The sequence below is a fragment of the Halopseudomonas pertucinogena genome (assembly GCF_014646575.1).
GTDB lineage: Bacteria > Pseudomonadota > Gammaproteobacteria > Pseudomonadales > Pseudomonadaceae > Halopseudomonas > Halopseudomonas pertucinogena.
Genome location: NZ_BMNN01000005.1, coordinates 141,134 through 152,851 on the forward strand (window position 1 = coordinate 141,134; position 11,718 = coordinate 152,851).

Sequence of the window (11,718 nt, forward strand, 5' to 3'; positions counted from 1 at the left end):
TGGGATAGGCCGCATATCGTCTGATGACTACTGCCTCGTCGACGCCAACTGATCCAGCGCATCCTTCAGCTGGTCCGCTGAAGCGAATTGTCGCCGCTCGCGCAGCGCGCCGTTCTCCAGTCTCAGCCACAGCACCTCACCCCGGTCAGGGTTGTAGCCTGAGGCCACCTGGCCCTCACGGTCCAGCAGAATGCGATAGTTGGCATCACGCATGGAGGGCACCAGCACCCGGTTGGCCACCAGCCTGGGCATATGGGTAATGTCGGCGATATAGATTGTCTGCCGCGCTTCCAGATACCCCTCGGGCTCCGTCTTGATTGCCGCGTCCACCACGCGCGCCGCGCCGGTGCTGCTGGCAACGAGAATGACCTTCACCCCATCGTTCAGCTCGAAGGGCTGGTCAAACTGGTCCGGCAGCGTCCAGCGATCCAGCCTCTCGCCCATTTCCAGCGCATGTACGGACAGTGACAGGAAACTCAACAGCAGCAACAGTGTGGCTTTCATATGGGCCTGCTCCTTTTCGGCGACACGGGCTGGCGCCGTGTCATAGCAGGCTAGTCGGGAATTGATCAGTCGACTAGTTGTTTCACGAGGTGTGATTGATCTGATACCGCGTGCTGCGACCGCCGCCCGGTAGCCGAACGAGACAGTCTTTTTCCAGCAGGTCGCTCAGATGTCGCGTAGCGGTGGGTTTGGATACTTTTTCCCTGAGGGGGCAGGCAAGGAGTGTAAGGGCTTTCGAATAAGCGAGTGATGTATTCGCTTATAGCAGGAATGGTGGGCCCAGCAGGACTTGAACCTGCGACCAATCGATTATGAGTCGACTGCTCTGACCAACTGAGCTATAGGCCCCCGATTTGCAACAGTCGCGAATTATACGGGCTGCGGTGGGCTGTGGCTAGGCTGCTGTGCATCCGCACGGGGAGGAATGCAAGGCGCCCATGGGCGCCTTGCGGGGCGGGTGCTACTCCTCTATCTCGATCGATGAAATGCGTGCGGTCTCTATCTGTTCCCGGGTGAAGGGCAGCGCATGCCACTGCTTCTCCGAATAGGCCTTGCTGTAGTCGGCGTAGTGGGGGCTGTTCGGGTCGGTGGACTGGGAGCCGCTCAACAGGGTGTATCCGCGAACGGGCCCGTCCTCCGGGAAATCCACCACATGCAGGTGGCTGTTACGCAGCACGGTGAAGTAGCCTTCGCTGCCCTCGCCGCCGAACTGGGGAATGGACTCGTCGGGTTTCGGGAAGAACTGCAGGTCACCCAGCCGGGCGTTGAGGGGAACGCCATCGGCCACCAGGTCCGCCACCGCAGCCGAGAAGGCAGAGCGGATGTCGGCGGATATGGCGGGATTCAGCCCGGCGGGTGTGTCCAGAGGCTGGGCCGGGTCGAAGGGGGTGGCGTACAGGTTCAACTGCTGCTCCTGAACCGTTTCCCAGAAGCGGGTCCAGATATGGGCGCCGACGGCATCCAGTTCACCGGTGTTATCCCAGTTGGCAAGGATGTCGCATGCCTGCCGTTCGCTGGCAGTCAGCGCGCCCGTGCAGGCAGTGTCCAGTACGTCGTCCTTCAGCAACTCTGCGCTGTAGACCCGGCTGTTCAACACGAGCTTGCGGATGTTCTCGCTGCTGGCGCGATCGCCAGGGAGGCCGTCCAGACCGGCCAGCCGCTCCCTGACCATGATATGCCCCAGGCGGGTACGCAGGGTCTGCTGGTAGTCCTCCCGCCCGATGATGCCGTCGAAGCCGGTAAGCCGCTGGTCAGGGTTGCTCAGCCAGTAACTGTCATTCATGTTGGCGACGTAATCGGTAGTGAACAGGTGGGGCAGGTTGCTCGGGCCGAACGCCCCGGGCTGCCGGGAATCAGCGTCGGTACGCCAGTCGCAGGCGCTGCGGCTGCCATCGAGCAGGGGCAGGCCGGGGACTACCTGAATCACGATGGGCCCCAGAGGTTGCGCCAGGCATTCCGCGAGCATGCTGTCAGGCACGTTAGGCACTGCGGTGATATCGGAATACAGAGCGCGAGAGTCATCACGACCGATCGCTGTGGTATTCACCCAGGGGATGCCCACCTGCTGCTGGATGATGTCGAAGAACTCGTTCAGTGACTCGGCCTGGTTCCACGCGAAGAAGTTCTCGAACGCGCGGGTGTTCTCCAGGTTCACGTCACGCAAGGTAAAGGCGAGTTGTTCGTTCCATGCCGGCAGGCCCAGGGCCGCGAGGTTGATCATCGGCCCGTATACGGACCGATACAGCGTGCGTGTAACGGGTGACAGCGAGCCGTCCTCCTGTCTGACCTGCACCGTCAGCTCAACAGCTTCCAGAGCCTTTTCCACGCCATCATGGACGTAGCGGGTCGGGTCGCCGCTGACCAACTGCAGCTGGTAGAGAGTGAAGCGGTAGGCGGTGGAGACCGTATGGGCCCAGGCAATATTGTTGTTGAAGCCCATCTGCACCATGGGCGAGCCCATGATCGATGCACCGAAGATATCCATCTTGCCCGGCACGGTCATATGGACCTGGTAGAAGCGGTCGATGCCTGACGAGTACCAGTGGGGGTTGGCGAACAGCAGGCTGCGACCGGTTTCGGTGGTATCACTGCCGAAGGCATAGGTATTGCTGCCGATGCCTTCCTTGCGGCCCAGCCTGAAACGCTCCGGATCGATATCCGGCTGGGGCGGGGCGCTGCGCATCAGGCTGCGGGTGGCAGCGGCGGCCTGCGGCGGCTGAGCGCTGGCGATTTCCTCGACCCAGTTGGCGCTGCTGGCGGCCAGGTTGAGGCTCACGAGGCGGCGCATGTGGTCGTCTTCGGTGGTGGTCGCCAACCATTCTTCATCCCGGCAGGCTTCATGGCGGCCCGGGTGCATGCCGTCGCGGATCTCCCGAACGTAACGGTTGTAACCGGCGGTGAAGCCGCTCAGCAGTTCCAGCACATCGGCGGACTGGGCTTCTCTGAACCGGGCCACCTGCTGGTCATTCACTATGAACCTGAAGAAGAAGTCCGCCTCCAGGTTGGGAGGCGTGCCGAAGGTGCTCATCTCCGAGGCCGGTGCATCGGGCCCGAAGAAGCGTGAGCGCTCTCCGCGGAAGGTCACGAAGGCGTCGGCCAGCACGCAGAGGTTGTCCTCGGCGATGGCGTAACCGTGGCCGTACCCTGCACCGCCGAAATCCTCTGCGGTGATGTGCGGAATGCCATAGGTGGTTCTTTCGATGGTCGCCTGGTAGCCCCTGTCCGGGGCGGGAGATGAGCTGCTGCCGCCGCCTCCGCCCAGCTTGCAGGCGCCCAGCATCAGGGCGGTGCCGATCAGGCCCAGTTGTACGAGACTTCTACGCTGCAGATACTGCCGCATGTTCCGTTCCTCTTATTATTGTTGGCCACACTTTCGGGTGGTCGAAGCAGGATAGGAGAAAATCGAGGCGCAGCACAGGTTTTATGGTGGCAGGGCAGAAACGAGAACGCCCGGCAGAGCCGGGCGTTCGATGGTGCAGGCAAGCTTACTCGTCGAGGAAGCTGCGCAGATGGTCGCTGCGGGTGGGGTGGCGCAGCTTGCGCAGGGCCTTGGCTTCGATCTGACGGATCCGCTCCCGGGTGACGTCGAACTGCTTGCCGACCTCTTCCAGGGTGTGATCGGTGTTCATGTCGATGCCGAAGCGCATCCGCAGTACCTTGGCTTCCCGTGCGGTGAGACCGGAAAGTACTTCGCGGGTGGCTTCCTTGAGGCTTTCCACGGTGGCCGAGTCGATCGGCGATTCCATGGTGCTGTCCTCGATGAAGTCGCCCAGATGCGAATCCTCGTCGTCCCCGATCGGGGTCTCCATGGAGATCGGCTCCTTGGCGATCTTCAGTACCTTGCGGATCTTGTCCTCGGGCATTTCCATGCGCTCGCCGAGCTCTTCCGGAGTGGGCTCGCGGCCCATCTCCTGCAGCATCTGCCGGGAGATGCGGTTGAGCTTGTTGATCGTCTCGATCATGTGCACCGGAATACGGATGGTGCGTGCCTGGTCGGCGATCGAGCGGGTGATCGCCTGGCGGATCCACCAGGTGGCATAGGTCGAGAACTTGTAGCCACGACGGTATTCGAACTTGTCCACCGCCTTCATCAGGCCGATGTTGCCTTCCTGGATCAGGTCGAGGAACTGCAGGCCGCGGTTGGTGTACTTCTTGGCAATGGAGATCACCAGACGCAGGTTGGCCTCGACCATCTCCTTCTTGGCGCGACGGGCGCGGGCTTCACCGATCGACATGCGACGGTTGATGTCCTTGACCTGAGCGATGGTCAACTGAGCGTCCTGTTCCAGGGCGATCAGTTGCTGCTGCTGGCGGAGAATGTCCGGTTGCAGGGCAGCCAGGGCGTCGGCGTAGGCAGGCTTCTTGGCGAGCACCTCGTCGATCCACTTCTCGTTGGTCTCGTTGCCGGGGAAGGAGCGCAGGAAGTCGGCGCGGGGCATGCGGGCATCACGCACACAGAGCTGCATGATGGCACGTTCCCGGGCGCGGATATCATCCTGCACCCCGCGAACACGGGCCACCAGTGCGTCGTATTGCTTGGGCACCAGCTTGATCGGCATGAACAGCTGGGCGAGGGTTTCCATCTCCGCCACCACGTCGGGGTGGCTGCGGTCGCCTTTCTTGGCCTTGAGTACCTTGCGGACTTTCTCCAGCTGCTCCTGCACAGCGCCGAAACGCTGGCGGGCGATCTCCGGGTCGGGACCGCCATCGGTCTCTTCCTCGGTATCGTCCTCGGTGTCTTCCTCTTCCTCCTCGTCATCGTCGGAGGCTTTCTTCTCGTCCTTCGGCTTGGCCGCAGCGGCGGGGACCACCGCGTTATCGGTGCCGGAGAGCCCATCGTCATCCGGGTCGATGTAGCCATTGAAGATATCGGTCAGGCGCCCGCCTTCCTCGGCGATGCGCTGGTATTCGGTGAGAATGCCGTCGACCGTGCCGGGGAACATGGAGATGGCCGCCATGACCTCGCGGATGCCTTCCTCGATGCGCTTGGCGATCTCGATCTCGCCTTCGCGGGTCAGCAGTTCGACAGTACCCATCTCACGCATGTACATGCGTACCGGGTCGGTGGTGCGCCCGATGTCGCTCTCTACCGCAGCCAGCGCGGCGGCGGCTTCTTCGGCAGCGGCCTCGTCGGCGTCGCTGTCTGCCAGCAGCAGGGCATCTGCATCAGGTGCAGTCTCGAAGACGGTGATTCCCATGTCATTGATCATGCGGATGATGTCTTCAACCTGCTCCGGATCTGAGATATCCTCCGGCAGATGATCGTTGACCTCCGCGTAGGTCAAGTAGCCCTGCTCGCGACCGCGGGCGATGAGCTCTTTGAGACGGGATTGCTGTTGCGCTTTTCCGGACATAACAACCCTATGTGGATGCCTTGGTGTGCAAAAAAGTAAGCTGCGGATTATACCCTGAAACAGGGTCGCCTGGCCAGTTGACGTATTGTCAGCTACCGGCAGTTGGTGTATGCCGGTGGGCGATTAGCTCCCGCAGCTGCTGTTTCTCCTCGTTGGTGAGTGGGGTCTGAGCCGACTTGTCGAGGAGGTGCTGAATCTGGCGGTCGATTTGCCCCGCCATCAATCTATTTATAGTGTCGAAAAACTGTTGTTCAAGGTTGGCAGTGGGAATATTCAGCAGCCACTCCTTTTCCGCCAGGCGGTTCAGCTCCACTCCCAGAGCCGTCCCGTGCCACCTCGCCAGTAACTCTATTGTCGTCAGTTTCGGGTTTTTCTGAAGGGTGTCGATCAGCGCGATCAGCAGCTGGGCCTCTTCGTCCCCTTCATTGGCCAGCGAACTGGCCTGCTGCGCCAGCCCCGCCAGGTGCGGGTTGTGCAGCAGAATACGGGCAGCGCTCATTACCGGGCTTTCCACCGATCGGCTGGCCTCGGGCCGCTTCGCGCGCGGGGCAGGGCTGGAGCGGCTGATGGCCGCCCGGCTGTCCCAGTCCGGCGCCTCGTCGTAATGACGATAGTCGCCGGGGTCGGCGTAGCCCGGATCGTACTCGTCGTCCACCGCCGGCGGCGCTGTGACAGCTGCCGGTGGCGGGGCAGGCTGGGCCAGATCATCCAGCGCCATGCCCGTGCGTTCCTGCAGGGCCTGACGCAGCAGGCGCCGCAACAGGCTGCCCGGCACCTGCTCGATCAGCGGCAGGGCCAGTGTGGCCAGATGCGCCTTGCCTTCGAGACTGGTCGGCGGCGCCTCTTCGGCAAGGTGGCGGTACATGTACTCCGTCAGGGGCTGAGCCTGCTGCTGCATCCGGGCCCGGAAGGCGTCCTGGCCCTCATGGCGGATCAGGCTGTCCGGGTCCTGGCCCTCGGGGAGGAACATGAAGCGCACGTGACGCCCGTCCTCCAGTACCGGCAGGCAGGACTGCAGCGCACGCCAGGCTGCCTGGCGACCGGCATTGTCCCCGTCGAAACAGAAGATGACGGTGTTGACCACGCGGAACAGCCGCTTGAGATGCTCTTCGCTGGTGGCCGTGCCGAGTGTGGCGACCGCATTGGTGACGCCGTGCTGGGCCAGTGCGATCACATCCATGTAGCCTTCCACCACCAGAATGTCGTTCAGCTGACGGTTCTGGCGGCGGGCCTCGTACAGGCCATACAGCTCCCGGCCCTTCTGGAACACCGGCGTTTCGGGGGAGTTCAGGTACTTGGGCTTGTCGTCGCCCAGCACCCGGCCGCCGAAACCGATGACCCGCCCGCGGCTGTCGCGGATGGGGAAGATGATGCGGTCGCGGAAGCGGTCGTAGCGCTTGCCGCTGTCCGGGTTCTCCACTACCAGCCCGGCCTCGATGAGTACCTTCTCCTCGGTATTATCCGTGGCCAGGTGGCTCATCAGGTTGTTCCAGCCGGGTGGAGCAAAGCCCAGGTCATAGAGCTTGGCGATCTGCCCCGACAGGCCCCGTTGCTGCAGGTAGTCCACCGCGCGTCGGCGTTGGGCATGATGCCTGAGCTGCTGACGGTAATACGCGGCGGCATTTTCCAGCACCGGGTACAGCGGACTGTCCTGACGACTGGGGCGGGGCCCGCGACGATCGCTTCGCTCTTCCCTGGGTACCTCGACACCGGCCTGGCGAGCCAGCTCCTCCACCGCCTGCGGGAAATCCAGCCGCTCGAAATCCATCAGGAAGCCGATGGCGTTCCCGCCGGCGCCGCAGCCGAAACAGTAATAGAACTGCTTGTCGGGGCTGACGCTGAACGAGGGGGATTTCTCGTTATGGAACGGGCACAGCGCGGACCAGTTCTTGCCGGTCTTCTTCAGCTTGATCCGTGAGCCGACCACCTCGACCACGTCGGTGCGTCCAAGAAGATCGTCAATGAAGCCCTGCGGGATCAGCCCGGCCATGCATCCTGCCTTGCGAAGGTTGGTGAGTGAATCAGGGGCGGAATGATAGCATACGTAGGAAACACGAAAATCCAGCTGCTTCCCTGTTGAAAGGAAGGCCGGAGATAATGGCTATCAATGCAGGTTCAGGCGTCCAGCGCGGAAGGTCGTGCTCGGCGGGCCTGCGATCAGGCCCGGCAGGACGCTGTAACTGAACTCAGTACAGGCGCTCGCGGCGACGGTTCTCGCGCTGCAGCTTCTTGGCGTGACGCTTGACGGCTGCAGCTGCCTTGCGCTTGCGCTCGGTGGTGGGCTTCTCGTAGAACTCGCGGCGACGGACTTCAGCCAGAACGCCGGCTTTTTCGCAGGAGCGCTTGAAACGACGCAGGGCGACGTCGAAGGGTTCGTTCTCTTTAACTTTGACGGCAGGCATTTCGTACCTTTCTCGGAAACTGTGGTTAATAGCCCTGAGCGAGTCAGAGCAATCGCATTTCAAGGGGAGCGGATATTACCTTCTTTGTCGGCGAAATGCAAAGGGTATGGATGGGTGAATCCCCGGGTCGCCGGTATCCTTGTTCGCCTTCCTATGCGTCACCCTTATGGGTGATCAGGAGCTTCTTGAGGCTGTCTCAGCTTTGAAACAGAATACGAGGCAGCAACAGAAATCTATCGATGGAATCCAGCATCGGCAGTCACCAGGGAGAGTGGGATGCGCGTAGGTCTGATCGTGGATTCGGCATGCGAGTTGCCGTACTCCTTCATCCAGGAAAACAATATCTTCATTCTGCCGGTGACCGTCCGGGTTGATGGCGAGACGTTCGTCGACGACCACGACCCGGTCACTACCCGGCGCTTCTATACCAGCGGTCGCATGTCCCTCGGCCATCAGGCCGAAACGGCGGCGTTCACTCCCGAGCAGATTCACGATCTGTTCATGCGCGAGGTGGTCACCCAGTACGATTTCGCGTTCCTCGAGACCATTGCCCGGGCGCGTAGCGATATCCATGACAATGCCAACGAGGCCATGCACCGCATCATCGCCGGCTACAAGCCGTACCGGGAAGCGGCCGGGCTGAGCGGGCGCTTCGCCATGCGTGTCGTTGACAGCCGTACCGTGTTCGCCGGTCAGGGTTTGCTGGCGGCGCACACCGTCCATCTGATCAGGCAGGGCGTGGGCAAGAATGCCCTGCGTCAGCAGGTGGATGACTTTACCCAGCATATATATGGCTGCGCGATCCCGCGGGATCTGGACTACATCCGCCAGCGCAGCCTGTCGCGGGGTGAAAAGAGTGTGTCGGCGGTATCGGCATTTCTTGCACGGCATCTCAAGGTGACTCCGGTGATCTGGGGGCAGGGCCATCAGGGCGGGCCCGTGTTCCGCGCCCGCAGTTTCGAAGCGGCGGTGGAAAGAATGATCGACTATGCCTGTGGCTGTATCCGCAAGGGCCTGTTGTCGCCCTATGTGGTGTTCTCTGCGGGGATGGAGGAGCAGGAGATGGCAGATCTGCCGGGCTTCGACCGGCTGCAGCAGACCTGTCGGGATCATGGCGTAACCCTGCTGGCTTCACCTGCCAACATCACCAGCAACATATACGCCGGACCCGGCGGCGCAGGGCTGGCTCTGGCTGCGGCACCCCACCGATTCCAGGACATGCGCTGAGCAGCTGACAGGAAGGGCTGGTCTGAGGGGGGCATGGGGATTATCATGCACGCCTCTTTCCAAGCTGACCGGCCCTCCTGATTCCATGCGTGTTCTGGGTATTGAAACTTCCTGTGATGAAACCGGCGTTGCGCTGTATGACAGCGAGCGCGGCCTGCTGGCGGACGCCCTGTTCAGTCAGATCGATCTGCACCGCATCTACGGCGGCGTGGTGCCCGAGCTGGCCTCCCGCGACCATGTCAGACGCATGGTGCCGCTGGTGCGCGAGGTGCTCGAGCGCGCCGGCGTGCAGCGTCAGGATGTGGACGGCATCGCCTATACCGCCGGACCGGGACTGGTCGGCGCGCTGCTGGTAGGCGGTGCCTTCGCCCGTGCCCTGGCTTACGCCTGGCAGGTGCCGGCGCTTGGGGTGCATCACATGGAAGGCCACCTGCTGGCGCCCATGCTCGAAGAGCGTCCGCCGCAGTTTCCGTTCGTTGCGCTGCTGGTGTCCGGCGGTCATACCCAGCTGGTGCGGGTAGACGGCATCGGCCATTACCAGTTGCTTGGCGAGTCGCTGGACGACGCCGCCGGCGAAGCCTTCGACAAGACCGCCAAACTCATGGGGCTGCGCTATCCCGGCGGCCCCGAGATTGCCAGGCTGGCCGAGCAGGGAGCGCCGGGGCGGTTCGTGTTTCCCCGCCCGATGACCGACCGTCCCGGCCTGGACTTCAGTTTCAGCGGCCTCAAGACGTTCACCCTGAATACCTGGCAGAGCTGTGTGCAGGCCGGCGATGCCCAGGAGCAGACCCGCAGCGACATCGCCCTTGCCTTTGAGCAGGCCGTTGTCGACACCCTGACCATCAAGTGCCGACGGGCGTTGAAGCAGAGCGGGCTCAAGCGCCTGGTGATTGCCGGAGGCGTCAGCGCCAACCGGCGCCTGCGGGCATCGCTGGAAAAAATGGCGGGGGGCCTGGGCGGGGAGCTCTTCTATGCGCGTCCTGAATTCTGTACGGATAACGGTGCGATGATCGCTTACGCCGGTTGCCAGCGTCTCATGGCAGGTCAGCAGGATGAGCAGGGACTGTCGCCGCGGGCGCGCTGGCCGCTGGAACAGTTGCCGGCTATCGTCAGCTAGACGGCTCAGAACCTGAAGCGGTTCTCGTTGCCGGCTATCAGCCGGCCGATATTCAGCCGGTGGCGCAGTACCACGACGAGCGCCATGAGGCTGATCGGGATCTGCAGTTCGGGGCTGTGCCAGGCCGTCCAGGGGAGCAGGGCGACGCAGGCTGCCAGTGACGCAAGCGAAGCAGTGGCCCGCAGGGCGAAAACGCCGACCCAGACCAGCGCTGTCAGAGCGGCGGCAGGCCAGGACAGCACCAGCAGGACGCCGGCGGCGGTGGCAACGCCCTTGCCACCATGGAAGCGGTGATACAGCGGCAGTATGTGGCCGGCCAGGGCAGCAAGCCCTACCCAGGCCTGTTGTACCGGCTCGAAGCCGAGTCGGGCGGCCAGCCATACCACCAGCGCGCCCTTGCCCGTGTCACCGAGCAGGGTGGCAATGGCCAGCCAGCGCTTGCCCAGCCGCAGCATGTTGCTGGCGCCCGGATTGCGTGAGCCAAAGCTGCGCGGGTCCGGCTGGCGGCTCAGTCGGGCCAGCAGCACGGCGAAGGAGATCGAACCGAGCAGGTAGGCAGCACACGACAGCAGGATGAATTCGAGGCTCATGGTACCTTGCCGCTTTGGGTGAAAGGCCATTGTAGTCATACAGGAGCAAACAATGGATCAGGTTTTTATCAGAGGGCTGGAGGTCGACGCGGTGATCGGCGCCTACGACTGGGAGCGGACCATCCGGCAGCGGCTGGTGGTTGATCTCGAAATGGGGTGGGACATTCGCCCGGCAGCCGAAACCGATGACCTGAATCTGGCGCTGGATTACGCTTCGGTCAGTCGCCGCGTGCTGGAATATGTCCGCGCCAGCAGCTTCGAACTGGTGGAGACCCTGGCCGAGCGGTTGGCCACGCTGTTGATGTCCGAATTCCATGTGCCCTGGGTGCGCCTGAGGATCAACAAGCCCGGAGCCGTTACCCAGGCGACCGGCGGCGTGGGTGTGGTCATTGAACGGGGGGAGTGCCGCGCATGACGCGGGTCTACCTCGGCATCGGCAGCAATACCAACCGCGAACATTATCTTGCTCGCGGGCTGGATGCGCTGGAGCAGTTGTTGGGGCCGTTGCAGCTCTCGCCGGTATTCGAGAGTGATGCGGTCGGCATTCTCGGCACGCGCTTCTATAACATGGCGGTGGCGGCTGATTGCGCCCTGGAGCTGACGGACCTGAACGCCGCCCTGAAAGCCATCGAAGCCGCCTGCGGTCGCCGTGAGCAGACAGTGCCGGGGCGCATCACGCTGGATATCGATATTCTGCTATACGGTGAACTGACCGGTTGCCATGACGGCATCCAGCTGCCGCGCCCGGAAATCTACCGCAACGCCTTTGTTCTGTGGCCGCTGGCGCTGCTGGCCCCGCAGCTGAGCATTCCCGACAGCGGGCAGAGCGCAGCGTCGGTGTGGCTGGGCTGGCAGGGTCGTCAGAAGGTCTGGCCGGTCGCCTTTGACTGGCGGCAACAGCCGTTGACGCCGGACTGGCTGTTGCGGCAGGCACTGCCGGAGACGGAGGTAATACCAGGCAGTGGTGCTGCCTGACAGGGCGGGCGTGCGTTGCACGCCAATCGCGGCGGGGTCGCCGCTCCTAC

The 11,718-nt window shown here is 62.9% G+C and carries 10 protein-coding genes, 1 tRNA gene and 1 pseudogene; 4 read left to right on the top strand and 8 right to left on the bottom strand.

Annotation, left to right across the window (positions count from 1 at the left end):
* Window positions 1–27: 27 nt before the first annotated feature.
* The 7 genes and pseudogenes from IEW63_RS11595 to rpsU form a co-directional block, all read right to left on the bottom strand.
* Window positions 28–504 (bottom strand): FAD/FMN-containing dehydrogenase, encoded by a 477-nt coding sequence (locus IEW63_RS11595; protein WP_188636796.1) that lies wholly within the window; start codon window positions 502–504, stop codon window positions 28–30.
* An 82-nt stretch (window positions 505–586) separates the two neighbouring features.
* Window positions 587–703 (bottom strand): annotated as a pseudogene (locus IEW63_RS11600) (DUF4172 domain-containing protein); the annotation flags it as partial.
* A gap of 72 nt (window positions 704–775) precedes the next feature.
* Window positions 776–852: transfer RNA gene (locus tag IEW63_RS11605), tRNA-Ile, on the bottom strand.
* 112 nt (window positions 853–964) lie between these two features.
* Window positions 965–3,343, bottom strand: a complete 2,379-nt coding sequence (locus IEW63_RS11610) for a penicillin acylase family protein (protein WP_188636797.1) — start codon at window positions 3,341–3,343, stop codon at window positions 965–967.
* A gap of 145 nt (window positions 3,344–3,488) precedes the next feature.
* Window positions 3,489–5,357: an RNA polymerase sigma factor RpoD gene (gene rpoD, locus IEW63_RS11615; protein ID WP_188636798.1), complete on the bottom strand. Its 1,869-nt coding sequence runs from the start codon at window positions 5,355–5,357 to the stop codon at window positions 3,489–3,491.
* Window positions 5,358–5,445: 88 nt separating this feature from the next.
* A complete protein-coding gene (gene dnaG, locus IEW63_RS11620) occupies window positions 5,446–7,347 on the bottom strand; it encodes a DNA primase (protein WP_188636799.1) in 1,902 nt (633 codons plus the stop codon).
* Window positions 7,348–7,543: 196 nt separating this feature from the next.
* The gene (gene rpsU, locus IEW63_RS11625) at window positions 7,544–7,759 is read right to left on the bottom strand and encodes a 30S ribosomal protein S21 (protein ID WP_036989131.1); all 216 of its coding nucleotides are present in this window, start codon (window positions 7,757–7,759) and stop codon (window positions 7,544–7,546) included.
* 276 nt (window positions 7,760–8,035) lie between these two features.
* Between rpsU and IEW63_RS11630 the strand changes: the two genes are divergently transcribed.
* On the top strand, window positions 8,036–8,986 hold the full coding sequence (locus IEW63_RS11630; protein WP_188636800.1) for a DegV family protein: 951 nt from the start codon (window positions 8,036–8,038) through the stop codon (window positions 8,984–8,986).
* Window positions 8,987–9,071: 85 nt separating this feature from the next.
* Window positions 9,072–10,103 carry a tRNA (adenosine(37)-N6)-threonylcarbamoyltransferase complex transferase subunit TsaD gene (gene tsaD / locus IEW63_RS11635; RefSeq protein ID WP_188636801.1) on the top strand — a complete coding sequence of 344 codons (1,032 nt, stop codon included), beginning with the start codon at window positions 9,072–9,074 and terminating at the stop codon, window positions 10,101–10,103.
* Between the two features lie 5 nt (window positions 10,104–10,108).
* Here the strand turns inward: tsaD and plsY are convergent, their stop codons facing one another.
* Window positions 10,109–10,693 (bottom strand): glycerol-3-phosphate 1-O-acyltransferase PlsY, encoded by a 585-nt coding sequence (gene plsY, locus IEW63_RS11640; RefSeq protein WP_188636802.1) that lies wholly within the window; start codon window positions 10,691–10,693, stop codon window positions 10,109–10,111.
* Window positions 10,694–10,745: 52 nt separating this feature from the next.
* Here plsY and folB point away from each other — a divergent pair, with 52 nt between their 5' ends.
* Both folB and folK read left to right on the top strand, forming a co-directional pair.
* Window positions 10,746–11,108 carry a dihydroneopterin aldolase gene (gene folB, locus IEW63_RS11645; RefSeq protein WP_188636803.1) on the top strand — a complete coding sequence of 121 codons (363 nt, stop codon included), beginning with the start codon at window positions 10,746–10,748 and terminating at the stop codon, window positions 11,106–11,108.
* Window positions 11,105–11,668, top strand: coding sequence for a 2-amino-4-hydroxy-6-hydroxymethyldihydropteridine diphosphokinase (gene folK, locus IEW63_RS11650; protein WP_188636804.1), 564 nt, complete (start codon window positions 11,105–11,107; stop codon window positions 11,666–11,668). The genes folB and folK overlap by 4 nt, the downstream gene beginning before the upstream one ends.
* The last annotated feature ends 50 nt before the right edge of the window (window positions 11,669–11,718 follow it).

Excerpts from the sequence above, each read along its gene's own strand:
- plsY (WP_188636802.1), bottom strand. The coding sequence starts at position 10,693 with ATGAGCCTCGAATTCATCCTGCTGTCGTGTGCTGCCTACCTGCTCGGT.
- IEW63_RS11630 (WP_188636800.1), top strand. The coding sequence starts at position 8,036 with ATGCGCGTAGGTCTGATCGTGGATTCGGCATGCGAGTTGCCGTACTCC.
- dnaG (WP_188636799.1), bottom strand. The coding sequence starts at position 7,347 with ATGGCCGGGCTGATCCCGCAGGGCTTCATTGACGATCTTCTTGGACGC.
- tsaD (WP_188636801.1), top strand. The coding sequence starts at position 9,072 with ATGCGTGTTCTGGGTATTGAAACTTCCTGTGATGAAACCGGCGTTGCG.
- rpoD (WP_188636798.1), bottom strand. The coding sequence starts at position 5,357 with ATGTCCGGAAAAGCGCAACAGCAATCCCGTCTCAAAGAGCTCATCGCC.
- rpsU (WP_036989131.1), bottom strand. The coding sequence starts at position 7,759 with ATGCCTGCCGTCAAAGTTAAAGAGAACGAACCCTTCGACGTCGCCCTG.
- folK (WP_188636804.1), top strand. The coding sequence starts at position 11,105 with ATGACGCGGGTCTACCTCGGCATCGGCAGCAATACCAACCGCGAACAT.
- IEW63_RS11595 (WP_188636796.1), bottom strand. The coding sequence starts at position 504 with ATGAAAGCCACACTGTTGCTGCTGTTGAGTTTCCTGTCACTGTCCGTA.
- folB (WP_188636803.1), top strand. The coding sequence starts at position 10,746 with ATGGATCAGGTTTTTATCAGAGGGCTGGAGGTCGACGCGGTGATCGGC.
- IEW63_RS11610 (WP_188636797.1), bottom strand. The coding sequence starts at position 3,343 with ATGCGGCAGTATCTGCAGCGTAGAAGTCTCGTACAACTGGGCCTGATC.